This is a genomic window from Pseudomonadales bacterium (assembly GCA_041395945.1).
Lineage (GTDB): Bacteria > Pseudomonadota > Gammaproteobacteria > Pseudomonadales > Azotimanducaceae > SZUA-309.
Genome location: JAWKZN010000002.1, coordinates 89727 through 113790, shown reverse-complemented (window position 1 = coordinate 113790; position 24064 = coordinate 89727). Strand labels below are relative to the sequence as shown.

Here is a 24064-nt window from a genome sequence, read left to right as displayed (position 1 = left end):
AGCGCCTCCCTGGTCAGGGTGCGGAGGAAAGGGTCAGGGTTCTATTCGCTGGCGCTGAACGTCTGTCGCAGTTTCATGAGAAGTTCAGATGTCTGGGTGCTGCTGATCTCATTGACGTGACCGATATTCGGCGGACCGGGCCAGCCGGGATCCGTGAACTCGGCGCCGGCATAGCGCTTTGCATCTTCGTAGCGGGGCAGCACGTGGAAGTGCACGTGTGGGTCCACCATCATCAGCATCAGGTAGTTCAGTTTCTGGTAGCCGAACAGGTTGCCCAGACTGCGCTCAATATCGGCCACGGCTGTACCGAGTTCAGCAAAGGCGGCAGGCCCGATGTCAGCAAACGCCTTTGCTTCTCCCTTGCAGGCCAGGATCAGGGCGCCAAGCGTCGCCTGAACGGGACGCAGCAGCACCACCCAGTGCTCGTACTCTTTGACCAGACTGTCGGGATGACCGAAGCGGGTAATGGTGCTGTTCATAGCGGTGCCTCTATCCACTGAGGACGTCGATTAACGCTTGGTGGTGGCTCTGATCTGAGCGATGCGCGACCACCAGGCCGGAACCACCCGATTGGCGTGAGCAAGATCGGCCGGATCATCGAGCTCACACCAGCCGAGCCCGGTGATGTCCACGATGCCGACGAGCTTGTCCGCTGCCAGTTCATCGATTGCCGACAGATACCAGCGCGACAGGGTGGACTCTTCCCGCATGAGGGTTTCGATCTTCTGCACGAAACGGGCGGCACCCGCGTCATTGAATTTCATCATGCCGATGGATTCGTGGGTCACGTGCTCCATCTGGAGTTTCTTGCCGACACGTTTGAGCTCCTCACCCGCGGTGATCACCTTCATGTCGTCGCTGTCGTAGCTGGCTTTGGTATTGGTCACCAGGGTGATCGGATGGGTGTCTTCCTTCTGCATGAGACGACGGAAGACTTCCGGTTCGAACATGGTGTCGCCGTTGATGATGGCGAACGGGCTGGTCATTTCGTGGCGCACGATCCAGCAGGTACCCAGGTTGTCGCAGCTTGCGTAGAACGGGTTGTAGGAAGTGCGCACCGGCATGCCGCCGTGCTGGTTATGGGTATCGACGATCGTCTGCACTTTACCGGCCGCAAACCCGGTGGCCACCACGACTTCCTGGGCGCCGGCTTCTTCGAGGGCTTTGAGCTGCCAGCCCAGCGCGGTGCTGTCACCGATCGGCAGAGCGCATTTCGGTGTGGATTCGGTATGGGGAAGGAGGCGACGGCCCTGCCCTGCGCTCAGAATGATGATTTTCAAAACAGCTTTCTCGCTCCCCTGGGATTCCGGGAGATTTCGGTCGGCCGCCACACTAACACAGCTCGGCCTGCAGATGATCCGCCAGCCGGAAGCTCAGGGCCAGAATGGTCATGGTCGGATTTGCCCAGCCGGCGGTGCTGAAGACGCTGCTGCCGGCGATGTACAGGTTCGCATAGCCGAACACGCGACAGTCCGCATCGACCACGCCGCTGCGCGGATCCCCGCTCATGCGGGTGGTGCCGATGTGGTGATAGCCGGCTATTGGATGATTGCCGATGGTCGGGTCTACCGGCCATTGCCGATCCGGCTCCAGTACCCAGGGTTCGACGCTGAAGGACCCGAGATTCTGGCTTCGCAGGGCCTTGTCCAGGGTGGTGGCCAGTGTTTTCAGGGTGTGCTTGTCGAGATCGGTGAACTGCCAGTTGAGGACCGCGCGGGGCTGACCGAGGGCGTCCACATCCCGGCTGAGCTGAACCCGGGAGTCCGGATTGGGTGCCTGTTCGCCGCGGATCATCGCGTACAGATGCCGTTCTTCGCTCCTCGCGCGGCGGCGGATCAGCGGCTCACGATGGCGCTGATAGAAACGCCGCATGCGGTTGTAGAGGTGCCAGAGCGTGCGGTTGGTGCGGGTGGGAGACAGCTGGTGCTTCAGGGTCTGGTAGGCGCGCTTGTTTACGGCCACACCCATGGCGGGGTCGCGCTGCAGTTTGAAGGTGATGGCGGTGTTGAGAATGCCCGCCCGGGCCTGGTGTGCAGGGGATGGACGCAGCACGGGGGCCAGAGGCACCGATCCGGCCGGGTAGCGCTTGGTGAACCAGCGCCAGATATCGAACGCCTGAGCGGATTCGATCCGGCCCAGGCGACCGTGGGGATGCTCCATGAAACAGCGGCCCACCTGGTCCCGGCCATTGCCGATGCCGCTGGCTTCGATGTCCCGGCTCGCCAGCAGCAGCCGGGGGTTCTCGATGCCGCCCGCGGCGAGCACGTAGGCGCGGGCGGTCAGGGTCGCCCGTTTGCCATCGAGCCCGCAGAAATCGATACGATTGATACCGCCCGCGTTGTCGGCCGCTGCCAGACGGGTGACGGTTGCGTGGGTGATGATCTGCACCTGGGGGTTGTCGAAGAGGTCCCGGCAGCGGCTTGAGCTGAAGCGCTCGGCGGTCTGGTCGAAGTACCAGAAGCTGGAGGCCAGATCCTCGAACTCGGGTGGCCGGTCACCCATGCGCTGCCAGGCTGTCTCCATATCGATCAGCGGGCCGAGTTCGAGGGCTGCAGCGGCGCGCTGGTAGCCAGCTGCCAGATCCGTCCGGGAGATCGGCCAGCCGCTGTGCGGAACCCAGGAACGGGCAGCGAAGTCGTCCTCGTCCAGGGTGACGCAGCGGCCGCCCCAGATGTTGGTGGTACCACCAAAAAAGCGCAGACGGGCATCGACCAGGTCGTAGTAGGGCATGCCCGTGTTGGCCCCGACTCCCAGATCGGTGATCGCCGTCTCGTGATCCAGACCGCCGCTTTCGAGCAGGCAGACCTTGAGTCCTGATCTGGACAGGGCCCGGGTCAGGGTGAGGCCGGCCGCACCTGCGCCAACGATACAGACGTCGGCGGTCAGGTGCGCGTCCTGGGCGATGTTCTTGAGGTCGAGCAGCATGTCAGTGCGTCCTCAGGCCAGAGTGAAGTGCACGATTCACAGTGTCACCCACTTCAGGGGTTGTGTTGCGGTGACTGTGAGTTCATTACTTTGCGGATCTTTGATCTCGCCGTCGAGAATGAACGGGCCATTCAGGCCAAGCTGCACACGCGCAGGACTGCTGCTGTGAAAGCCGGCGCGCTGTGCCATGCGAGGGGAGCCGCGCAGCAGTGCGGGCGCCCGGGCGAGCAGATTTGGTGTGCCTGCGTCGATCCAGGTCATGCGCAGGGGGCCGGCCAGCGCCTCGCCCCAGTAGGGCCGGCAGCCGAGCAGGAGCCGGTCCAGGGTTGTGGTCAACAGTGCGTAGAGGTCGAGTTCGGATCCGTTCATGGCGATGGGGTGAGAGGCGTTCGCGGTGCGCAGACCCTGCAGCACGGCCGCCGCGGAACGGAGCCGGTTGCGCAGGGGTGCCGCGCGACGGTCCTGATTCCAGGCCTGTACTGCCGTCGCGATCGCGCCCAGGCCAAAGAAAAATCCGTGTTCCGTGACCTCGCCATGAACGATACGCAGCAGGGGCCGGCTCTGCAGGGTCAGCTGTTCGTGTTCGATCATCCAGCGCAGACTGCGGACCGCGGCCGCCCGGGAGCGGCTGCAGTTGAGGTTTGCAGCGGTCATGTTGGTAGTACCGAAAGGCAGCACGGCGACCGGCGGGAGCTGCGGGCAGGGGATGGTCGCCAGCAGGCTGGATACGGTCTTCTGCACCGTGCCGTCGCCACCGAACAAGGCGATGAGGTCGGCGTCCAGGCAAGCGTCCGCATCGATTCTGGACGGGTCCCGCACCCAGTGCCCGGGCAGTTCGAGGGCGCCGATGAGACGGCCGGCGCCACTTGCCGGGTTGCCGATGAGTATGGTCTTCAGCATGCAGAGAGAATGCGCTCGGCGAGTGCATGATCGGCCACCGAATCGACGTCCACGGCCGCCCTCGGATTCAGTATCTCGACGTGCTCGATCCGGCAGCCGGCGAGATCGCCGATGCGCAGCAGGGCGGTTTCAATGTGCAGACGACCGAGCAGGTAGGAGAGCAGTGTGCCGGGTCCGATGGCCCGGGCCATCTTCCAGGGCTGTTTACGGAGCGCCTGGAAATCCCGCCAGAGATCGATCAGCCCGGCACCCGCCGCAGTGCGGACAAGGTAGAGATTGCTGCCGCAGTAGGCGCCGCCGGCGAACTTCAGTACCGTGCGTCTGGATTCCGGATAGGCGGCCTGCACCAGCGGCCAGGGCACCAGGCCGACGACGAAATCCGCATCCCGCACGGCTGCCAGGGCGGTAAAGGTGTCGACGATTTCCGGAGTGAGCAGCGCGTGATCGGCGGCGGTCAGCAGCACCGGTCGCTCCGCCAGCTGCTCCAGCGCAGCGAGGGCACTGTCCGCCGGACCCCGGGCGGGTGGTATCCAGCGGAAAGGGCCTCGCCCCAGCAGTTCTGCGAATACCGGGCTTGCGCTGACGATTGACTCGACGGGGCCACAGATCACCCCGCCGCTGATGGAGCGACTCGCCACCAGAGTTTCGATCACCCGGGTGACACAGGGTTTGCCGGCCACATCCACGAGCACGCCCGCAGGCAGACCGAATGCTCTGGCGAGTGGGTTCCCGCCGGGACGCTCCCCGGCGAGGACAATCGCCGGCAGGTTCACGACAGCGCCTTTTCGAACATGCGGTAGCGCTTGGAGAGGGTGCCGCCGATGTGCTCCATGATCTTGCGCATGCCCGCGTTGTCTTCGAGGATCCAGGAGGTTTCCACCATGCGGACACCACGCCGGTAGCCGTTCTGGCGGACGGCGTCGATGAGGGCGATGGCCGCGCTCGGCCCCAGGGGTGTGTGCTGGATGTCCCGGCGCACCCCCATGAGCGGGACCCGGGCGGTTGCGGGAAAGCGCGCTTTCAGCTTCCAGAGCAGTTTCAGCCAGCCGAAGGGCAGCAGCCGGCCGTTCATGCCGGCAATGATCTCGTTGATGTTGGGCACCATGATGATGAAGCCGACAGCCCGGCCTTCATGTTCTGCCACCATCGCAAGATCCCCAGGTACCACGTACATCAGCTCACTGCCGACGGCATCGAACTCGGCTTCGGTGAAAGGCACGAAGCCCCAGTTCTCCGACCAGGCATCGTTGAAGACATCCCGGATGGCGGCCAGTTCTTCGCGTTTTCGAGATCTGTCGAGGGGTCGGATATGCAGATCTTTCTTCGCATTGCGCAGTTGCCGGGCGAATAACCGGGGCAGTTCGAAGTCTGGCGGTGCCAGGTAGGCGAGCATGTCCTGGCAGCCCTCATAACCACAGGCTTTAAGGTGGGTTTCGTAGTAAGGGCGGCCGTGACCCATCATGAAGTAGGGCGGGGTATCGAAGCCTTCGACCAGCAGACCGACCTCCTGATTGATCCCCAGATTGAAGGGGCCGAGGATGCGGGTCATGCCCCGGCTCGACAGCCAGGTCTCGGCGGCACGGGTCAATGCGGCGAAGAGTTGCGGATCGTCGACGCCTTCCACCAGACCGAAGAAGCCGGTCTGGGGGTCGTGCCGCTCGAGGTAGAGCTGATCGATCTGAGCGGAGATTCGACCTACCGCTCTGCCATCTTCATAAGCGACGAAGGGCTGCCAGCGGGCATGCTGGAAGTAGGGATGCCGGGGTGAAAACGCCTCCAGTCGTTCCAGTTCGAGCGGTGCGACCCAGTTCCGATCACCCGCGTAGGCAGGATAGGACGCACGGATGAAATCCTTCAGTCCCTGTCGGCCTTCTACAGGTGTTATCTGGTAGCGATCCGCCATGTCCTGATCCGGGGAGTCCGGGTGCTATCGAATGGGGGGCGATTCTAGCAGTTTGAACCTTGCGGATACTGCCCTGGTGGCCAGATCAGGGTCCTGCTGAGATCGACTTTCCACAATCGATGGTATTGACGGTAGAATCCCCGCCTCCAAGGGCCTATAGCTCAGTTGGTTAGAGCCGTGGACTCATAATCCATTGGTCCCAGGTTCGAGTCCTGGTGGGCCCACCAATCCCTTCGAGCCCTTTCTGTGGGCTTGCTCTCCTCGCGTCTGGTTTGTGATCGACACTGGAAGGCTGCGCTGGACGTTGCGTGGGGTCGCCAGGCTTACCGCACACAAGGGTCTAGAAGTCCCCAGCGATTCAAGGTTCTGGCGACCCGATTCCAGTAATAGACGATCAGCTTCCGAAGTGTGGACATGCCTTCGAGCGAGTACTGATCGAATATCGCCAACAACTCAGGATCCAGCTCTGCCAGATAGGCAAGGTGGGTCATGATGATGTCGTAATATGATTGATTGGCGAACCGGAAGTTGTCGGCGAAAAAGACGCCGCCGACTGGCGAAGTGAAGCAGTGATAGTTCTCCTTGAAACCCGTCATGGCGGTGCTGAAGAGATTGCGTATCTGCGCAGCACCCGGATCCCCTTCCGGTAGACCGATGAGAACTTCATGAACACCCACGATCGCAACAAGAGATCCATCGAGGACGTGGTAGCGGTATCGTGGAAACTCTTTCAACCAGATCCCCTGAGTCAACTGTCTGGCGAGTACATGTGAAGGCAGCCCTTCACGGATTCCGAGCAACGCGCTCCTGGCGATCTGGAGGTACTCGGCCTCGCCGGTCAGTCGGTATCCCCACATCATGGCCTGAGCAACCCGGGCCTGTGCCATCGCCGAGTACCAGGGCGCGCTTTCACCTGCATTATCGAAGTCGAAGTTATAGGGAAACAGCAGATTGTTCTGTGCAGTCAGCACTGCGCTACGGCGGAGATAGCCCAGGTTTGCAGACATTAGGAGCTGGGCATCCGGACTCCCAGCGAATGGAACAAGAGACAGGACGAAATCAGCGATAAACAACGGGTTGTACTGTCTCCCGAGTGTGTCACCGTAGTCGTAGAGCAGAACGTCGTTTTCATCCAGCAGATCTCTGTCGATCTGGTCCAGACTACCGACGGAGAAATGAATGAAACCTTCGCTGCGCTCTGAGTAACCCCTGTGAACCGGAAAACTGTCAATTTTTCCAAAAGCCTTCATGAGGGATGAACCGAAATAGGCGCCCAGCAGCAGAATTGCGAAGAAGCGGAGCAGGCGCCGCGAGTTCATAGGTTTCTGACAGCCCTGCTCCAGAGAAACTCAATTGGCACTACTTCGCACTCGTGGTTGCCGTAGTTGCCTTTTTCGCGACGATGGTCAGAGTAAATCCGAATCCCAGACTGTCGAGCAGTTTTTCGATCGGGCTCAACAGTATCCGGTCCGCAAACGCAACGGCACGCATAGCGCGACTGCCACGCCCCCGCCACTGATGAAAAAATGGTATGAGAGTCGCGTCGCTCTTCCATTCGCTCAACGCTTCGCCGCGACTGTAGCCGCACAGGCGCTTGCACAGATAAACGAATCCTCCCTGAAGGTGTCCGCCGAACACACTCTGGTCGGTGGATACGCGGTCGATGGACAGCCCGTGACGCTGTAGAAGTGTCCGAACGGATTTTTTCGTGAAGAGATTCAGATGACGCGGGTAGTCGTCCATTTCGAAAAATCGCGCCTGGAGAGTATTGAAGTTGGTGACCAGAAGCACCAGCTGACCGCCAGGTTTGAGCAGTCGGGATATTTTTTCGATGTATTCCGCGGGCCGGTAGATGTGCTCGAGAACAGCCCAGAGGGTAATGCAATCGTAACCTGAGTCTGGAAGGCCCTGCATTTCCAGAAAGTCACCATAGTGGATGGGCATATTGAACAGATTTGGTGGGGTACGGGAGAATTCGACGCCTTCGCAGTCCCAGCCGAGCGACGCCATGTGGTAGATGAATTCTCCTTTCATCGTGCCGATGTCCAGCAGTCGCCCGGGTGACAGATGCGATAGCCACCTGGCCTTGGCACGAATCTGGGACTGCCTGTTGCGAAGGAGCGACTCACGGCTGTCTCTGGCCGACTCGTCGTTTTCAAATGACCAGTAGAAGTGTTCGTCGTAATAGCGAGGCAGATCCTCCTCGGTTGGACGGAGAGAAAGGTAGCCTGCGCCGCATTCCAGACACCGGCTGACCGTGAACGCGTCATCGCTGACGCGCTGGCGATAGTCCTTTGTCTGGAACAGAATCTTGTGCTCTGCGCAGTTGCAGAGAGGGCAGGGAACCTGTGTAAGGGTGCGAATTTCAGCCATGTCTGGAATACAGCGCTCGAGCAGTGGGTATCAAACTGAGAATGTGGGCAGCGAAGAGCATCATAAAAAAGCAGGTCGCGATTTCTATCGAAAGCGGGATCTCCGCGAATTCACCCAGCGCAACTACGATGAAAAATGCGGTCAACAGAATTACCATAAGAATCCTTCGGCGGTCTGTATCGAAAGAGAAATTCAATGCTCTGGAGAAGTGTCGGCTCAACGCAATGCCGGTAATCAGGTACACCAGACTGGTGCTCATGGCCAGACCTTCAAGCCCGAATGGTCCAATGAGCAGCAGATTCAGCGCGACGTTGGCGATGCAGGAAACCAGAGCAAGTCTCGTCAGAATCAGGGGGAGCCTCGCGGCCTGAAAGTAGCGGGCCAGATAGATGCCCCAGGCCATGGGAAAAAGCCCGAAGGTGTACCACATCCACACCCGGCTGATGGATTGGATCCCCTGTAAGTCCAGCTGGTTGTTTGTCAGCAACCACTGAAGCACGGGCGGCGCCATCACGGTGACAAGCAGGGCGGCTGCGCTGCAGATGAATGCGAGGATCAGAAAGATGCCGCCGAACACGGAGCGTATGGAGTCCGAATCTCCCGCTGCCACCATGCTGGCAACATGTGGGAGAAGCACAGTACCCACTCCAATGATGAGGATCTGTACAACGAGTCCGTGGAAGCGATTGGCGTAGCCGATGGTGCTGACTGCACCTTCGCCCAGCAGACTTGCCATGATCTGATCGATGGCACCATTAAAATTCGTAGCAAGGACGCCTAGAGCAATCATGGAGACGAGGGACAGTACTCGACGTAATTCGGGCGTGAGGCGAGGCCAGTTCAGACTCAGACGTGTGCCACCGTGATGCAGACCCAGGATCAGTATCAGAAGTTGAGCGCTGACACCCGCGAGCAGTCCGTAGGTGAGGGTTCTCTGATCTCCCAGCGGACCCACCACCAATGCGAGTGTCGATACGACGACATTCACCAGTGGGCTCGCTGCAGAGAGGAAAAATCGCTTGTGGGCATTGAGTGCAAGAGCCAGGAAATCGGCCAGCGTGTTCGCCAGCATTACGATCGCGATGACCCTCATTGAAGTCGCAGTCGCCTCCAGCACAGCGGTATCTTCAGTGAGCGTGAGCAGCGCCGCGACCGGGTAGGCTGTCAGTGCGAGAAACAGGCATACTGGCGCCAGGACTATCGTGGTCAGCCAGAAAACATCGGAGAAGAGGCGATCCGCGTTCTGCTTCGAATCGGCAATCAGGGCAGTGTAGACAGGCGTGAACCCCGTCTGCAGCATGCCACCGAGCAGGCCGATGACTAACGTGGGAACAACAAGAGACAGGTAGTAACCGTCGAGTACCGCGCTGGTCCCAAACAGATGCGCGATCAGAAGAAGTTTTACGAAACCTGCGCTCTGAATCAGCAGGTTCAGTAGGGTCACCAGCCGCGTAGCTGAAAACATCAGGTAGGAACCGCAGTGGTGGTAGTCAGGTGGATTCTAACATCTAACCTCTGGGATCGGGGAGACATCGGGTCGGGACCGTATGGCGTAATGCCCGCAGCCCGTCGTAAATTCTGGTTCCTCCCCATCGGCCGGAGGACGGTCCAGAGTTCTATCAGAGTGAACAGAGCGCTCTCGCAATGAATGAGATGGACTTTGCGTCACCCCTAATTTTTCTGTTAGGCAGCCTGGCGGCGAGCCTGATCATCGTGGGAATGGTTCTGCGTGCGGCGAGGGGGCAGGGTTGGCTGGTTGAGCCCAATGCCCGAAGTTCTCACCGGGTGCCCACTCCGACAGCCGGCGGCCTTGGAATCGTCATTCCGACACTCGCGGCGCTGCTGATCATGGCGCTGGATGGCCATGCTGCCGCCGGGACGTTAGCGGCGGGTGGAGCGGTACTGGCCGCAGTAGGGCTCTGGGATGACTTCCGTGATCTCGGTGTCTGGTTTCGTCTGGCTGCTCAGGCGTGTGCAGTCTTCCTGATTCTGTCAGTGCTGGTAGCAGACTGGGGGGTTCCCTGGCTGTTCCTGGCGGCGTTCCTCGTGCTCTGGAATGTGAATCTGTTCAATTTCATGGACGGAATTGATGGTATCGCTGCCGGTCAGGTGCTTCTGTACTCAACAGGCCTGATAGTGCTCGGCGGAGTGCACTCTGCATGGCCGGCAGTTCTGGTGTATGTGCTCATCGGTAGCAGCCTGGGCTTTCTGGCATACAACTGGTCGCCTTCAAAGATCTTCATGGGCGATGTCTCCAGCGGATTTCTCGGCGTGATGACGGCGAGTCTGGCGATCATGCTGCATCAGGCCGACAGTCTGCCCATCGCATGCAGCTTCATCCTGCTGGCGGGCTTCTGGTGTGACGCAACCTGGACACTGGTTGTCCGGATATTGACCCGCCAGCGATTTATCGATGCGCATCGCAGTCATCTGTATCAGCGACTGGCTGGAATGCTAGGTCATCGCTGGACAACCGTGATTTTTCTGATTCACGGGCTGCTCTGGCTGTTACCGAATGCCCTGCTGGTGTTGCTCTACCCGCATCTGACAGTGCTCTGGGTATTGCTCTCCACCCTTCCTGTTTGTGTGTGCTGCTGGACCTACCGTGCCGGGTTTGTCGAAAAGGCAGAGTAGGCAGCGGTGCGCTCTGCCGGCGTCAGGACTCGATCCTGTAAAGCGCAAGGTTCAGATCCACGATCCGCTCAACTGAAAATTCGGCTTCGGCCAGGCGTCGCCCGGCAACGCCCATTTGCCGGGCGCGGATAGGATCCTCGAGAAGTGCAGAGATGGCGGCCGCGAGAGACTCCGAGTCTCTGGGTGGCACAAGCAAGCCGGTTTCTTCAGGAATGATCGAATCGCGGCAACCGGGTACATCGGTTGTCACGATCGCAATGCCCATCGCGGCAGCTTCAGCCAGAATCTTGGGCATTCCCTCCCGATAGGAAGGCAGGACGACAATACGTGCCGCAGACAGCACTTCCGGCATGTCCGATCGGTGTCCCCACCATTCAACCACACCAGCATCCACCCAGCGGGTGATCTGATGCTCGGGAATGGCGGCGGGATTCCCGGGATCGATTCCGCCGACCAGAACAAAGCGTGTCTGCGGGTGTGTTCGGCGAACGATGGCGCCAGCCTCGACAAATTCCCTGATGCCCTTATCAACCAGCAGGCGGGCTGCAAGGATAACCGAGGACGAATTGTCTGAGGTGGGAGCTGGACTGAAACGACGGATGTCGACTCCGGATCCGGGAATCAGAGTTGCCTGGCGGCGATCGATGATGTTGAGATGATCGAACAGATCCAGATCGTCCTGGTTCTGAAAAACCACCCGGATTCCGGGGCTGTGAAGCGCGATTCTGTAAAGCCAGACAATCAGAGTGTTCAGAGGACTGGGGGTGCTTCTATCGATGAAGCTATAGCCGAGTCCGGAAATGGCGGCGACAGTGCAGGGAACGCCTGCCATCCTGGCGATGATGCTTCCGTAGATGACGGGCTTGATCGTCACCAGATGGACTATGTCCGGATTGAGCTGGCGCACGATTCTTCGGAGCTGCAGATAGGAGCGGAACTCTGATACGGGATTCAAGCCACTGCGGGAAAGTGAACAGGAATGATGCGTGATCCCTGCGGCGATCACCCCGTCGAGGGAGCCGGCCGGAGGGCAGGCGAGGTGAACTTCAAAGCCTGATTTCAGCGCCTGCAGCGCGATGGGCAGGCGGTGGGAAATGAAGAAGTCCGCGTCGTTGACGATGAACAGCAGTTTTTTGCCAGAGTCAGCCAATGGATGCATTTTTCTCGGGTGCCCGGTCAGATCTGGTGTCCGTTCGATTCGAGAGCTTTTTCGATGCGGGCATTTCGCGATCATGAATTTGCGATCACTGACTTGCAACCGCGTCATTGGCAGTTTGATGTTGTGAGCGTGACGCCGTCATCCGCATGGCCTTGCAGTTCGGCTACACTGTCGAGCAGCCGGTTTCAATCCACCCTCCGGCTGGCAGGATGTCACGAACAGCCACGATGTCAGACCATAGATTGTTCCCGAGCCTCCTATTGAAAGCGCTGGTCCTCCCATGTGCGGAATAACGGGTTTCATCGACCAAGCCGGTGCCGCCCGTGTAGTGGGCCTGGATCGGGTCATTGAGATAATGACCGGGACACTGACACACCGTGGCCCGGACGACTCGGGATTCTGGTCAGACGAACGCCATCAGATCGCACTAGGTCATCGCCGCCTCGCGATTGTCGACCTCAGTCCGGCAGGCCATCAGCCGATGTTCTCTGCCTCAGGGCGGTACGTAATCGTCTACAACGGAGAAATTTACAGTCACGCGGAAATGCGTGACGAGCTTGCCGGTCAGGGCGTTCGATTTCGAGGTCACTCTGATACGGAGGTCCTGCTGGAGGCGATTGCCTGCTGGGGGCTGGAAGCAACATTGCCCAGATTAATCGGGATGTTTGCATTTGCTCTGTGGGATCGCCAGACGGCGGAGCTGACGCTGGTACGGGATCGGCTGGGGATCAAACCCCTGTACTGGGCGCGGCACAAGGGCTCGATTCTGTTTGCTTCAGAGCTCAAAGCATTCAGAGAGTTTCCAGGCTGGCAACCGCAGATTGATAGGAATGCAGTCGCAGCCTATCTGCGCCACAACTACATACCCGCACCGCACTCCATATATGAAGATGTATTCAAGCTGGAGCCCGGCTCGATCCTTGTCTTTCGCGCTGGAGATGACCCGAGAAGTCAGAAATTCTGGGACTTCGAGAAAGTGGCTGTTGAAGGGCTCGCGAATCGTCCGCAGTTGAGTCCTGAAGATGCGGCGACTGCACTCGAACAGTTGCTTCGGGATGCCGTCAAGCGGTGCATGGTCGCTGATGTGCCCCTTGGGGCCCTGCTCTCCGGTGGGATTGATTCATCGCTGGTTGCCGCGCTGATGCAGGATCAGTCTGAAAGGCCAGTTCGAACTTTCTCTATTGGATTCCGCGAAGGCGGGTTCGATGAAGCTCCCTACGCGCGACGAATCGCGGAGCATATCGGCTCTGACCACACTGAGCTGTATGTAACGCCGGATCAGGCACGCGATGTCATACCGCGCCTGCCGGAGATGTTCGACGAACCCTTTTCGGATTCTTCCCAGATACCCACTTACCTGGTCTGTGCGATGACCAGACGATCTGTCACTGTAGCGCTCTCTGGAGATGGTGGAGATGAACTGTTTGCAGGGTACAACCGCTATCTTCTGGGTGCGAGGCTCTGGCGTCGGACGAGCTGGCTACCGACCCCGCTGCGTACCGCCTTCGGTGCCGGGATCAATCTTCTGTCCGAGCAGAGTTGGGATCAACTTGCCAGGCTGATCCCCAGCTCGGCCAGGCCACCGCAATTCGGCAATAAGATGCGCAAGCTGGGGGGTGGTTTGCGATTTCCGGACCCGGACGCGATCTATCGCCAGATTGTCAGCCACTGGCACGAGCCGGACCAGGTTGTGATCTCAGGAGTAGAGCCGCGTGGACCGCTGTGGGATGAGGGGTATCGAGAAAAGATCCCTGACTTCATGGAAAGGATGCAGTTTTTCGACACGATTACCTATCTGCCGGATGACATTCTCACCAAGGTCGACAGAGCCAGCATGGCGGCGTCACTCGAAGCGAGGGTCCCGTTGCTGGATCATCGGGTTGTGGAATTTGCTTGGCGTCTTCCGCTGGAACTGAAAATGCGCGAAGGCAACGGGAAATGGATTCTCCGTGAAATTCTGCAGCGCTACGTTCCACGGGACTTGTTCGATCGTCCGAAAATGGGATTCGGCGTACCGATCGATGACTGGCTCCGTGGTCCGCTGCGGGATTGGGCGGAGTCACTGCTGGATGAGCGCAGACTGCGGGAGCAGGGGCTGCTGAATCCGGAGCCGGTGAGAGCCAGGTGGAATTCACACCTGCGCGGACAGAATGCGGGATACCAGCTCTGGGATGTGCTGATGCTTCAGGCCTGGCTGGAAAGGTATGCCCATTGAGTGACAAACCCAGAATTCTGGTGATCACCGCCTGCCTCGATGTTGGAGGCACGGAGCGCCATCTTCTGCAGATGATGCCCCGTTTACGCGATTCCGGTTATGAGATCGACATCTTCGTTCTTCAGAAAAACGGTGCGCTGACGGCGGATTTTGAAGCCCGGCGGATCAGAGTTTACGAATCCGCTTCCAATTACGAAGGACTGGTCGGGTTGTTAGGAGTTTCAGCGACCCTGGTGCGTCATCTGATTCGACAACACTACGACATCATTCACTATTTCCTGCCCGCAGCTTACGTGGTCGGTGCCTGTTGCTCACTGGTCGCCAGCAGAGCCATCCGGATCATGAGCCGCCGCAGTCTGAATCGATATCAGGAGAAATCGCCGTTGATCCGGACAGTCGAGCGGGGGTTGCACCCGTTCATGTACAGGATTGTCGGGAACTCCACCGCGGTTCTGAATGATCTCAGGGCCGAAGGTGCAAAAGAGACGTCGTTGGCACTGATCTACAATGGTGTTGCGGCGTTTGCGCCCGGAGAACCCGCCATGCGTCGCGCAATCCGTGCTGTTCATGGTGCAGATGATGATTGTCTGGTGCTGATCTGTGTCGCAAATCTTTTCCGTTACAAAGGACATCGTGACGTGCTCGAAGGTCTGGCGCAGTCATTGAGTGCTCTCGGAGACAACTGGCAGGTCTGGTTTGCAGGTCGCGACGCCGGTATTGGAGATGAGTTGAGAGGTCTTGCGGAAAAACTCGCCATTGCGGACCACGTCAGGTGGCTGGGTGAGTGTGACAACGTTCCGGCGCTTCTGCAGAGCGCGGATATCGGGGTGCAGTGCTCTACCGAAGAAGGCTTTTCTAACGCAGTACTGGAGGCAATGGCGGCAGGGTTACCCCTGATCGCCACCCGCGTTGGGGGCAACCCGGATGCAGTCATCGACGCAGAGAGTGGATTGCTTGTTTCTGTCGGATCACCCCGGGAAATTTCAGGAGCGGTAGCCATGCTGGCTGGATCCAGAAGTCTTCGCAGGCAATATGGAGAGTCCGGAAGGCGGCGGGTGCTGGAGTACTTTTCCGTTGAGGCGGCGCTTGGCGGATATCGCGATCTCTATGCGGCTGCGCTCGCGCATGCGCGCAGGTGATCGATTCCGTGTTCGCACGGAGCCTCACAACCGGGTGAAAGATCGGATATCAGACAGTGCCCGGCCTGGCCCGGGCACCTATAATGTGCAACAGAAGACCGGGTACTGAGGTAGGCGTTGCAAAATTCCCGCGACCCATTGAGACAGATACTTGTCACATTGGGCAAACCTGCGAAGCTGACAATTGCCATCGTAACAGACCTGTTGCTGGTGCCGATCGCGCTGTGGCTGGCCTTTTTCTTCCGGCTGGGCACCAGTCAGCTGATCAACAGTTACGAATACGCGTGGTTGTTCATGGCGGCGCTGGTCACCGCTATTCCAGTTTTCGCCGCCAGTGGGCTCTATCAGGAGGTCCTCCGCTACATGGGGCGGACCACGATCTCGACGCTGCTGAAAGCGGTCAGTACCGCGGCCCTCCTGCTCGCACTGGTTATCTATCTTGCCCAGACTGAACTTCTGGTGCCGCGTAGTGTGGTTTTCAATTACTGGATTCTGCTGTTCGTGCTGGTTGGCGGGGCGAGGTTCATCGGAAGAGCGGTCCTGGTTCCAGACAAACCGGATCGCTTCTTCGCCAGCCTGATACCTCAACGAGAGCAGCTGGAACATAGACGTCCGATCGCGATCTATGGTGCGGGTGATGCGGGTTACCAGCTCTACACGAGCATTCTGGATGATCGGGATATGGTTCCCGTGGCCTTCATAGACGACAACGCGGCGCTGCGTCATCGGACCATCAGCGGGCTGAAAGTGTACGGACCCGACGAACTCGAGGCTCTGATACAGGAGACTGATATCCGCGAAGTGTTTCTGGCGATGCCCTCGCTGCGCCCGGGCAGACGGCGGGAGATCCTCGAGTCGCTGGAGCCAACAGCTGTGCATGTCCGGACCGTGCCTTCCGTGCACGAAATAATGACGGGCCGGAGGAAGGTGGCGGAGCTTCGAGACGTTCAGGTCGAAGATATTCTCGGTCGGGAAATCGTCTCCCCCGACCCGAAGCTGATGCAACGCTGCATCCGGTCTCAATCCGTGCTCGTGACCGGCGCGGGTGGATCGATTGGTTCCGAACTGTGTCGGCAGATAGTTGAACAGAAGCCAGTTCGCCTCGTGCTCTTCGAACACTCCGAATTCAATCTCTACTCAATAGAACAGGAATTGCGTACAAATATCGAGAAACGACAGCTCGATGTTGAACTGATCGGCGTACTCGGATCCGTATTGGACTCACCCCATCTGACTAACGTGATGAGTTCCTTCGAAATCGATACCATATATCATGTTGCGGCTTATAAACATGTTCCTATTGTGGAGAGGAACATCGTGGCGGGCATTCGGAACAACGTGTTTGGCACTCTCTTTGCCGCGCAGGCAGCATTGCGCGCGAAAGTCAGTAATTTCGTGCTTATATCCACCGACAAGGCCGTTCGCCCCACAAACATCATGGGTGCGAGTAAGAGACTGGCAGAACTTATTCTCCAGGCCCTTGCTTTCGAAGAGCAGCCGGAACTCATATCAGTTCCCGGATCACGCGATTCCTCGAACCCACAGTCGATTAAACGATCGACACGATTCACGATGGTGCGGTTTGGAAATGTACTGGATTCTTCGGGCTCAGTGATTCCCATCTTTAGAAAGCAGATCGAACTACGGGGACCGGTAACCGTTACACACCCGGAAGTGACTCGATATTTCATGACCATTCCTGAGGCGGCCCAGCTGGTGATCCAGGCGAGTTCGCTGGGAACCGGGGGTGAAGTCTTCGTGCTCGACATGGGGCAGCCGGTTAAAATTCTGGAGCTCGCGCAGAAGATGATCCGACTTTCCGGACTCACGGTTCGTGATGCTGAGAACCCCGATGGGGATGTGGCTATCAGTTTCGTCGGGTTGCGCCCGGGCGAGAAGCTTTTCGAAGAACTTCATATCGGGAGTGATATTCATCCCACCGGACATCCGAAGATACAGCGAGCGCTGGAAAACATGATTCCGTGGTCGGAAATGGTGGGGGTGATTCATGCATTACAAGCAGCCATCGAATCGAACGATCTGCAGGAAATCCATAAGATTTTCACCGAGACGGTTGATGGATTCGCGGTATCCGAACCCTTGGTTGACTGGATGTTCGAGATTGGCAGTCTCCCGAAAGACAATGTGGGTAACCTGGTAGCTATGCCGGCATCCCGCCGATTGAGCGACTGAGCCAACCTGGAACTGGCAGGACCACGGTAACATCATGCAAAGACTGCGGGCGCTGCGCTTCGACAGAATTCAACTCAATGCGATTCTCGTGGTTACCAGTTTCGTTGCGGTTCTGACGCTGAGTTCGCAAAGCGCGGCGAGTTACCCGACCTATATTCTCGCCCTCTCGATGTTAGTCAGTGCGCGGATGTGGGGTGACGTCTTCGAATCGCGTCTGATCTGGCTTGTCCTGGTTCTGGTCAGCTATTTGTGCATCAGCACCTTCTGGTCCGATCCGTTTTCAGGACGGGAACTGGTATCAACGCTTACCAGAGGTGTTCTCATATTTTCTTTTGTAGTGGCCCTTGCTGAATGCCAGCTGCGTGGCCAGGTTCAGCGCTGGATGAGTCGAGCGCTGGGCATAGTGGGTGGATTGGTGGCATTGATTGCAGTGGCTGGATTTTATCTTGATCCGCCGGAAACATACCGACTCAGAGGGTTTGGTCAGCTTGATCACCCCGTAGTGGCTGGACTGATACTTTCGATTGTCGTGCTGTTCCTGCTGCAGACGCTCCTTTCCGACAGGTCAACCCTCTGGAGATCGGTGGCGTTGATTGCCATGGCTCCAGTATTCGTTGCTATTTCTCTCACTGGATCACGCAATGTCTGGGTATCGTGCAGCATCGGTATAGTTGTGTATCTGTTCGCGACGTTTATCCGGGATAAAAGAAGTTTTCCGATTGCGATTCTTGGAATGCTGTGCGTAGCCATTGCGCTGATCGCCGGCCTCGCCATTAACGAAGACACTGTAGAACTGGTGCTGCCCCGCGGAGACAGTTTTCGTCTTGAGATCTGGAGTGCAGTCTGGAACAGACTGTTGGAAAGTGGACTGCTGTTCGGCGCCGGGCTTGCCACACCAGACTCCGTTGAGCTGAATGGCGAAGTTTTCCAACACCCGCACAACATGTATCTCGCCGTAGCCTTTCAAGGTGGACTGGTTGCGCTTGCCCTGTTTCTGGCCCTGATATTGATGGTCCTGGTATACGCCTACCGGCGCTTCGAAATCCCCGATGCCAAGTTGCTGGTCGCGCTAATGGCAACTGCACTGTCTTCATACCTGCTCGATGGGCATGAGCTCATCGATAAGGTGGGTGAAACCTGGTTCCTGTTCTGGTTGCCCGTTGCGCTGGGCGTCGGAATATCGTGGAATTTTTCTGGAGAGCGGAGAGAAAACCTTTCGGAAATGATTTGACTAGAGATTTTGCATCAATCGACGGTACAGAATCGGATAGTCAGGATTCCCGAAACGTTCACAGTACATATTTCGTAAAACGGTCGCTGGGTGGCTGATGTGTAGCGGAACCGTTTACTCCAGCCTCACTACCCTCTCGGGTTGAAATGGATGTGGTTGGAATCCGAAGTCGTCGTGCGCTTGTGTGTTATCTGCAATCAGATCCACGAACATTCGATCGATCATTTCCACTCTTATGTAGTCGAGTCCGGGTAAAAACTTCAGCAGGCCAACTATCCAGCGGTATAAAAAGCGGGGAACAGGAAGAATAATACTGCGACGTCCGGCCGCCCGGCTGATCCTTCGGACCATTTCTGAATATCTGATGGTCTCGCCGCCGCCGAGGTTGTAGGCGCGGTTGAATGTAGCGGGCCTATCGATGGCGGCAACACAAGCAGTTGCGAGGTCATTGACATGCACCGGTTGTCTCAAACCGTTGGCACCTATGGGTATCGGAAAAAAACCGCACTTCCGTATTACGTTGCTAATGAATGTCACATTCTGATCGGCATCTGCTCCATAGATCATAGTCGGTCTGAAAAGAGTCCAGTTTATTTGCCGTTCCTGTGAGTTCCTCGCCAGCAGACGTTCCGCGTTGAGTTGGTCCCTGACGAACCTGCGCTCGATATCAGAAGTCGAAGTCTCCTTGCTGAAAACACCGGTCGAGCCAAATGCGATGATCCTTGTGGCATGGAGAGCGGTTGCAATATCCAGGACATCAGGGATGTTAGGCAGGGGTGCCAGAGATATGATTGCTGTGACTCCGGCCAGGGGAGGTTTGAATTTGTGAGTATCAGGGTCATAGACATGGATATCGCATGGTGCGCGTGCTGTGGTGGCGCGAGAGATCCCGGATACCTGGTGACCGGCTTTGGACAGTGCAAGAACGAGTGGTACACCAAGCTGGCTTGAGACGCCAAGGACGGCCACGCGTATTCCCGATTGTGCAGACATTCTCAGCAGCCGTTGGCGACTTTCACATATTCCGGATCCGCCGCCTGCTGGAGGGTATTTTCGGCATGTTCACGCATCTCGCCTGCAGAGAAGCGCTGCTGAACAAATTCGAGACCTTTAGCGCCCATTTCCTGCCTCAACCCGGGATTGGCTGCCAGTTCCAGAAGTTGCTCGGCAAGTTGCTCATCCGAGTCGGGTACGAACGATAACCCTGCGCCGGAAGATTCGATTATCTGCTGTGCCTCACCGCGAATGCCGCAGAGTACAGGACGGCTACAGGCCATGTAGTCGATCATTTTTGTAGGAATAGCGCCATCGAAGAGGGGGATGTCGCGCAGAGTTGCCAGGCAGATGTCCGCGGCGTTGATGTAGGCGCGCGCGTGTTCCTTCGGTACTGGAGGAAGCAACTGTATGTTTTTGATCTGCATTTTCGCCATCCATCTGGCGGTCTCATCCCGTTTCATTCCATTACCGACGAGTACAAACAGGAATTCGGAGGATGTTTCGAGACGCTTCGCAGCTCTAAGAATGACTGGAATGTTGTTGGCTTCACCAAGGGCGCCGAAGTAAAGAACGACAGTTCGGTCGTTCCAGTTGAAGCGCTCGCGTGTTGCGGATCGCGCATTTTCGTCCGGGTAGAGCCGGGATGAATCCACCCCGCAGGTGACGAGTTCTACCTTGTCTCGCGACCAGCCGCGCCTGCAGATATCGTCGTGGATGCCCTGGGTCAGTGCGATAATCTTCTTTGATCCGTCGTACAGTTTCCGTTCCATCCACCGCATGATCGCGATGAGGTGCCGGTTTTTCAGAATCCCCATCTGCACAGCGGAGTCGGGCCACAGGTCGCGGACCTCGAGTACGAAGGGAATGCGCCGGATTCTGCAGAACAGCCAGGCGATGAACACCGGAAAGATCGGAGGGGACGATGCCAGGGCCACATCGTGTCGACCCGCCAGCAGGAGGCCAAAGGGACTGGTCAGAGAGAACGAAATGAAGCTCAACAGACGACCCAGATAGCTTCGATGCAGTTCGGAGTACGTATAGGTCCGGATGACTGTTACATTGCCATCAACCTCCCGCCTCACCAGCCGGCGATGCCAGGGGATGGTTGGTTGCTGAGGATCCATGTAGCCGGTTTCTCCGGATACGACCGTCACCTCGTGCCCACACTCCGCCAGATGCTGGGTCAGCTCATAGACGAGGGAGTGTCCCGGGGCAGTCCGGTCCTGATAGTACTGATAGATCACCAGTACTTTCATGGCAGTGAATCGAAGATGTTGATGAGCTTTTTCTCTTCCGTTTCCCAGTTGATCTCGAGTCTTGCGCTCTCGACGTTGTGCCGGAATGTTTCCAGGCGTTTGTCATCTGCGAAAAACTGATCGATCAGGTGGGCTGTATGTTCCGGAGTGCTGGTGTCCCCCACAAGCCCGATTTCCCATCCATTGACGAATTTCGACAGTTCAGGCAATTCACTTGCCAGAATAGGTACGCCAGCGGCAATGAACTCGAACAGTTTGTTCGGCGTGCAGTAGTAGTTGTTAAGGCAGGTAGCCAGGTAGGGAATGACGCCTGCGCTCGCTGCTGCGGTTCTAGCGAGGAGATCGGACTGCGGCACTGCGGGGTGGAGATAAACACGGTCCTGAAGTTGCAGTCGCTTCACGAGTGATTCAAGACTGCTTGACAGTTCACCATCACCCATGAGCACCAATGCGATGTCGGAGTTCACCATCGACATGCTGCGAACCAGTGTCTCGATATTGCGTCCGCTCGTCATTCCCCCCTGAAACAACAGCACGCCGGTCGTCTCCGGCAGACCATAGCGATCATGAAAGTAGGCTGATCGGGTTGGTGGATTGCTGCTGCGCTCGGCATTAAGGATCACATGTACCGGAGCGACGTCGTATCTGCGGGTCAGCTCTGAAGCGATCGACTCATTCACCGTGATCACCGCAGAGCAGCGATGGATGTACTTCGCCTCGATCCGGCTCCAGCGCTCTTTTTCCCGCTCTGAAAACTCCTGCTCGCTGTAGAGTTCGTGGCTGTCGTATACGAGACGGGCGCCGGACTGCTCGGCAAGTTTTGCCGCAACCGGCAGCATCGGCAGATCGTTGGCCACGATAACGTCACATTTCCTGTCTGCGATCGACGGCCAGAACAGCCGCTCATAAAAGCGCTCAGGATTGACCAGAAAGCGCCAGGTGAGACTCTTCAACGATCGAATGGGGCCTCTATTGGTTCCGAGCAGGCGTCGCAGCAGCCGATAGCAGTGAACTACCAGGCTTTCTCGGGTTACGGCTGTACCGGCAGGCCCTATCCGCTGTATCTGTGGATCCTCTTCGTAGGGTGTGTCGAGTGGCATTGCGACGATTGTGGCGTGCCAGCCTAGACGCCTCAGACTGTCCGCACCGAGGAGTATCCGTCTATCTATCTGGCGGTCGGTAGTGAGGAGCAGCACACCACGACCGAAACCGTCGGGCTCAGACACTGAAGTGCGAATCGCCATCAATGAACGTTCGGTGCCAGAGTTCGAGACACAACAGGCCCCAGACTACCCTGCCGAATTCACGCTCGCTGCCTATCGCCCCCTCCAGAGCGGGGAGATTATAAATTCCTCGCTCACGGACGCGGTTGGAAAGGAGGGTGTCCAGGACGAAATCTTTGGCGACTCCCTTAGTCCATTGTGTCAAGGGGGTTGGGAAACCCATCTTGTCCTTACGAGCGAAGATCTCCGGGGGCACGGAATTTCGCACGGACTCTTTGAACAGATGTTTCATCCGCCCGCCAGCGAATTTCACATTGGGAGGGATACGTGCCATGAATTCGACGATCCGATGATCCAGAAGTGGTACACGCGATTCGATTGAAGCGGCCATACTTGTTCGGTCTTCTACATGCAAAAGAGCCGGAAGAGAACCTTTCATATCGAAGTAGGTCATCTGGTTGATGAGTGAGTGGAGGCCTTCGCGATTGAAAATGGAAGCGAAGGATTCATAGGGTTTGTAGTGGCTTTGAGTCACTTCGGGTGTGAACAGATGACTCATGCCTTCGCTGCGATCGATCAGTTTGAAGTAGCGCTTGTCACTGCTGGCAAAAAGACCGTCGTGCCACAAGCCCTGCAGCATGGGAGTGTAGGTCTGCAATATTGGCAGGTTCGGTACGATGGATTCGAGTGTGACTGCATAGCGGTGGTCCTGTGCTGTTTCGAATATGGCCCCATAGAGGCACTTTTCGAGGTAGGCGACGAGGTATCGGGCGTATCCGATGAACAGTTCATCGCCTCCCTGGCCACCGAGGACAACTTTGACATGCTCGGAGGCCAGTTTTGATACGTAGTACTGTGGAATAACTCCCGGTCCGGCTAGTGGCTCATCCATGAAATACATGAGCTTGGGCAATACGTCCGGGAGCTCAGCGCCATTGATGTAAGTCTCATGGTAATCAGTGCCTGCGAATGCGGCCACGATCTGTGCGTAACTGGTCTCGTCGTACTGCGGACCTTCCGGGAAGGCTCCAGTGAAAGTCTTGACACGCTCGCCCTTGAGCAGCCCGGCTGCCAGGCTCACCACCACGCTGGAATCCAGGCCTCCCGAAAGGTGCGCGCCAAGTGGGACATCCGAACGGAGATGAATCCTGACAGAGTCTTCTATCAAGCCGGCAAGGTGGTCCGCGAACCAGGCTTCATCATGCTCATCGTCAATATCGTACTGGAGGTCCCAGTACTGCTTCACAGTTAGAGACAAGCGATCCCCACCCAGGTGCACTGTCAATGAGTGCCCAGGCTCGAGTTTGCGGATCCGTTTGAAAAGCGTCTTTTCACCTAGACAGAACTGGAACGTCAGGTAGTCCTGAAGCCCCTCCGTGTTTGACTCAGCGCGAACCAGACCCGTCGCGAGGATCGCCTTGATTTCTGAGGCGAAGACGAAGTTCCGCCCGTCGAATGAGTAATAAAATGGCTTGATGCCTATCCGATCTCGCGAGCAAAAGATCCTGCGCCTGGTGCGATCCCATATTGCGAATGCAAACATGCCAAGGAATCGCTTCACGCAGTTTTCACCCCATTGTCGATAGGCGTAGATGATCACCTCGGTATCGGAATAGGAATGAATAGGATGGCCTAGCGCGATCAGTTCTCTCCTCAGCTCGAGATAGTTGTAGATCGCCCCGTTGAATACAATGGTAAGGTTGCCGTCCTCCGAGTGCATCGGCTGCTGGCCATGCTCAGGATCGATTATTGCCAGGCGGCGGTGGCCGAAGACAACACGATTCTGCTCATCAACGAACAGACCGAAATCGTCGGGACCGCGGTGAATGATCTGCTTCAGTCCTCGTTCAGTTAACGATGCGAGACTTCGCGCGTCTTTGACTGAGCTAGCAATTCCAAGTAATCCGCACATTTTGA

General features: G+C 57.5%; 19 protein-coding genes and 1 tRNA gene. 6 read left to right on the top strand and 14 right to left on the bottom strand.

The window, feature by feature from the left end; genetic code table 11:
* Positions 1 to 41 precede the first annotated feature (41 nt).
* From R3E82_17295 to R3E82_17270, 6 genes are read right to left on the bottom strand one after another with little or no spacing between them, the layout of a single operon-like run.
* Positions 42 to 479 (bottom strand): HIT family protein, encoded by a 438-nt coding sequence (locus tag R3E82_17295; protein ID MEZ5552640.1) that lies wholly within the window; start codon positions 477 to 479, stop codon positions 42 to 44.
* A 30-nt stretch (positions 480 to 509) separates the two neighbouring features.
* On the bottom strand, positions 510 to 1280 hold the full coding sequence (locus R3E82_17290; GenBank protein ID MEZ5552639.1) for an NTP transferase domain-containing protein: 771 nt from the start codon (positions 1278 to 1280) through the stop codon (positions 510 to 512).
* Between the two features lie 52 nt (positions 1281 to 1332).
* Positions 1333 to 2925 (bottom strand): GMC family oxidoreductase, encoded by a 1593-nt coding sequence (locus R3E82_17285; protein ID MEZ5552638.1) that lies wholly within the window; start codon positions 2923 to 2925, stop codon positions 1333 to 1335.
* A 36-nt stretch (positions 2926 to 2961) separates the two neighbouring features.
* Positions 2962 to 3825 carry a diacylglycerol kinase family protein gene (locus R3E82_17280; protein ID MEZ5552637.1) on the bottom strand — a complete coding sequence of 288 codons (864 nt, stop codon included), beginning with the start codon at positions 3823 to 3825 and terminating at the stop codon, positions 2962 to 2964.
* Complete coding sequence (locus R3E82_17275; GenBank protein MEZ5552636.1) at positions 3819 to 4598, bottom strand: nucleotidyltransferase family protein; 780 nt, start codon at positions 4596 to 4598, stop codon at positions 3819 to 3821. The genes R3E82_17280 and R3E82_17275 overlap by 7 nt, the downstream gene beginning before the upstream one ends.
* Positions 4595 to 5728: an N-acetyltransferase gene (locus R3E82_17270; protein MEZ5552635.1), complete on the bottom strand. Its 1134-nt coding sequence runs from the start codon at positions 5726 to 5728 to the stop codon at positions 4595 to 4597. Before R3E82_17270 ends, R3E82_17275 begins: the two co-directional genes overlap by 4 nt.
* A gap of 150 nt (positions 5729 to 5878) precedes the next feature.
* Between R3E82_17270 and R3E82_17265 the strand changes: the two genes are divergently transcribed.
* A tRNA-Ile gene (locus R3E82_17265) sits at positions 5879 to 5955 on the top strand.
* Between the two features lie 96 nt (positions 5956 to 6051).
* Here R3E82_17265 and R3E82_17260 read toward each other — a convergent pair.
* Genes R3E82_17260 through R3E82_17250 form a run of 3 tightly spaced genes read right to left on the bottom strand, consistent with a single transcriptional unit; the run spans position 6052 to position 9545 of the window.
* Positions 6052 to 7047, bottom strand: coding sequence for a D-glucuronyl C5-epimerase family protein (locus R3E82_17260; protein ID MEZ5552634.1), 996 nt, complete (start codon positions 7045 to 7047; stop codon positions 6052 to 6054).
* Between the two features lie 40 nt (positions 7048 to 7087).
* Positions 7088 to 8101: a class I SAM-dependent methyltransferase gene (locus R3E82_17255; protein MEZ5552633.1), complete on the bottom strand. Its 1014-nt coding sequence runs from the start codon at positions 8099 to 8101 to the stop codon at positions 7088 to 7090.
* Entirely contained in the window at positions 8094 to 9545 is a 1452-nt protein-coding gene (locus tag R3E82_17250) for a lipid II flippase MurJ (GenBank protein MEZ5552632.1), read from the bottom strand. The genes R3E82_17255 and R3E82_17250 overlap by 8 nt, the downstream gene beginning before the upstream one ends.
* Positions 9546 to 9745: 200 nt before the next feature.
* Here R3E82_17250 and R3E82_17245 point away from each other — a divergent pair, with 200 nt between their 5' ends.
* On the top strand, positions 9746 to 10735 hold the full coding sequence (locus R3E82_17245) for a hypothetical protein (GenBank protein ID MEZ5552631.1): 990 nt from the start codon (positions 9746 to 9748) through the stop codon (positions 10733 to 10735).
* A 22-nt stretch (positions 10736 to 10757) separates the two neighbouring features.
* Here R3E82_17245 and R3E82_17240 read toward each other — a convergent pair whose 3' ends face one another.
* Positions 10758 to 11885 carry a glycosyltransferase family 4 protein gene (locus tag R3E82_17240; GenBank protein MEZ5552630.1) on the bottom strand — a complete coding sequence of 376 codons (1128 nt, stop codon included), beginning with the start codon at positions 11883 to 11885 and terminating at the stop codon, positions 10758 to 10760.
* A gap of 289 nt (positions 11886 to 12174) precedes the next feature.
* Here R3E82_17240 and asnB (R3E82_17235) point away from each other — a divergent pair, with 289 nt between their 5' ends.
* The 4 genes from asnB (R3E82_17235) to R3E82_17220 all read left to right on the top strand — a co-directional run bounded on the left by asnB (R3E82_17235) (position 12175) and on the right by R3E82_17220 (position 18672).
* The gene (gene asnB / locus R3E82_17235) at positions 12175 to 14109 is read left to right on the top strand and encodes an asparagine synthase (glutamine-hydrolyzing) (protein MEZ5552629.1); all 1935 of its coding nucleotides are present in this window, start codon (positions 12175 to 12177) and stop codon (positions 14107 to 14109) included.
* Complete coding sequence (locus R3E82_17230) at positions 14106 to 15248, top strand: glycosyltransferase (protein MEZ5552628.1); 1143 nt, start codon at positions 14106 to 14108, stop codon at positions 15246 to 15248. Before asnB (R3E82_17235) ends, R3E82_17230 begins: the two co-directional genes overlap by 4 nt.
* A 159-nt stretch (positions 15249 to 15407) precedes the next feature.
* Positions 15408 to 17441: a nucleoside-diphosphate sugar epimerase/dehydratase gene (locus R3E82_17225; GenBank protein MEZ5552627.1), complete on the top strand. Its 2034-nt coding sequence runs from the start codon at positions 15408 to 15410 to the stop codon at positions 17439 to 17441.
* Between the two features lie 34 nt (positions 17442 to 17475).
* On the top strand, positions 17476 to 18672 hold the full coding sequence (locus R3E82_17220; GenBank protein MEZ5552626.1) for an O-antigen ligase family protein: 1197 nt from the start codon (positions 17476 to 17478) through the stop codon (positions 18670 to 18672).
* 114 nt (positions 18673 to 18786) lie between these two features.
* On the opposite strand, the gene R3E82_17215 is transcribed toward R3E82_17220, so the two are convergent.
* The 4 genes from R3E82_17215 to asnB (R3E82_17200) are packed head-to-tail and all read right to left on the bottom strand — an operon-like array spanning position 18787 to position 24059.
* Entirely contained in the window at positions 18787 to 19641 is an 855-nt protein-coding gene (locus tag R3E82_17215; protein MEZ5552625.1) for an NAD-dependent epimerase/dehydratase family protein, read from the bottom strand.
* Positions 19642 to 19667: 26 nt separating this feature from the next.
* A complete protein-coding gene (locus R3E82_17210) occupies positions 19668 to 20924 on the bottom strand; it encodes a glycosyltransferase family 4 protein (GenBank protein MEZ5552624.1) in 1257 nt (418 codons plus the stop codon).
* Positions 20921 to 22150: a glycosyltransferase gene (locus R3E82_17205; protein MEZ5552623.1), complete on the bottom strand. Its 1230-nt coding sequence runs from the start codon at positions 22148 to 22150 to the stop codon at positions 20921 to 20923. The genes R3E82_17210 and R3E82_17205 overlap by 4 nt, the downstream gene beginning before the upstream one ends.
* Entirely contained in the window at positions 22143 to 24059 is a 1917-nt protein-coding gene (gene asnB, locus R3E82_17200; protein MEZ5552622.1) for an asparagine synthase (glutamine-hydrolyzing), read from the bottom strand. Before asnB (R3E82_17200) ends, R3E82_17205 begins: the two co-directional genes overlap by 8 nt.
* Between the last annotated feature and the right edge of the window lie 5 nt (positions 24060 to 24064).

Coding starts and splice junctions, on each gene's coding strand:
- R3E82_17210 (MEZ5552624.1), bottom strand. CDS start 20,924: ATGAAAGTACTGGTGATCTATCAGTACTATCAGGACCGGACTGCCCCG.
- R3E82_17245 (MEZ5552631.1), top strand. CDS start 9,746: ATGAATGAGATGGACTTTGCGTCACCCCTAATTTTTCTGTTAGGCAGC.
- R3E82_17270 (MEZ5552635.1), bottom strand. CDS start 5,728: ATGGCGGATCGCTACCAGATAACACCTGTAGAAGGCCGACAGGGACTG.
- R3E82_17280 (MEZ5552637.1), bottom strand. CDS start 3,825: ATGCTGAAGACCATACTCATCGGCAACCCGGCAAGTGGCGCCGGCCGT.
- asnB (MEZ5552622.1), bottom strand. CDS start 24,059: ATGTGCGGATTACTTGGAATTGCTAGCTCAGTCAAAGACGCGCGAAGT.
- R3E82_17220 (MEZ5552626.1), top strand. CDS start 17,476: ATGCAAAGACTGCGGGCGCTGCGCTTCGACAGAATTCAACTCAATGCG.
- R3E82_17255 (MEZ5552633.1), bottom strand. CDS start 8,101: ATGGCTGAAATTCGCACCCTTACACAGGTTCCCTGCCCTCTCTGCAAC.
- R3E82_17295 (MEZ5552640.1), bottom strand. CDS start 479: ATGAACAGCACCATTACCCGCTTCGGTCATCCCGACAGTCTGGTCAAA.
- R3E82_17260 (MEZ5552634.1), bottom strand. CDS start 7,047: ATGAACTCGCGGCGCCTGCTCCGCTTCTTCGCAATTCTGCTGCTGGGC.
- asnB (MEZ5552629.1), top strand. CDS start 12,175: ATGTGCGGAATAACGGGTTTCATCGACCAAGCCGGTGCCGCCCGTGTA.
- R3E82_17285 (MEZ5552638.1), bottom strand. CDS start 2,925: ATGCTGCTCGACCTCAAGAACATCGCCCAGGACGCGCACCTGACCGCC.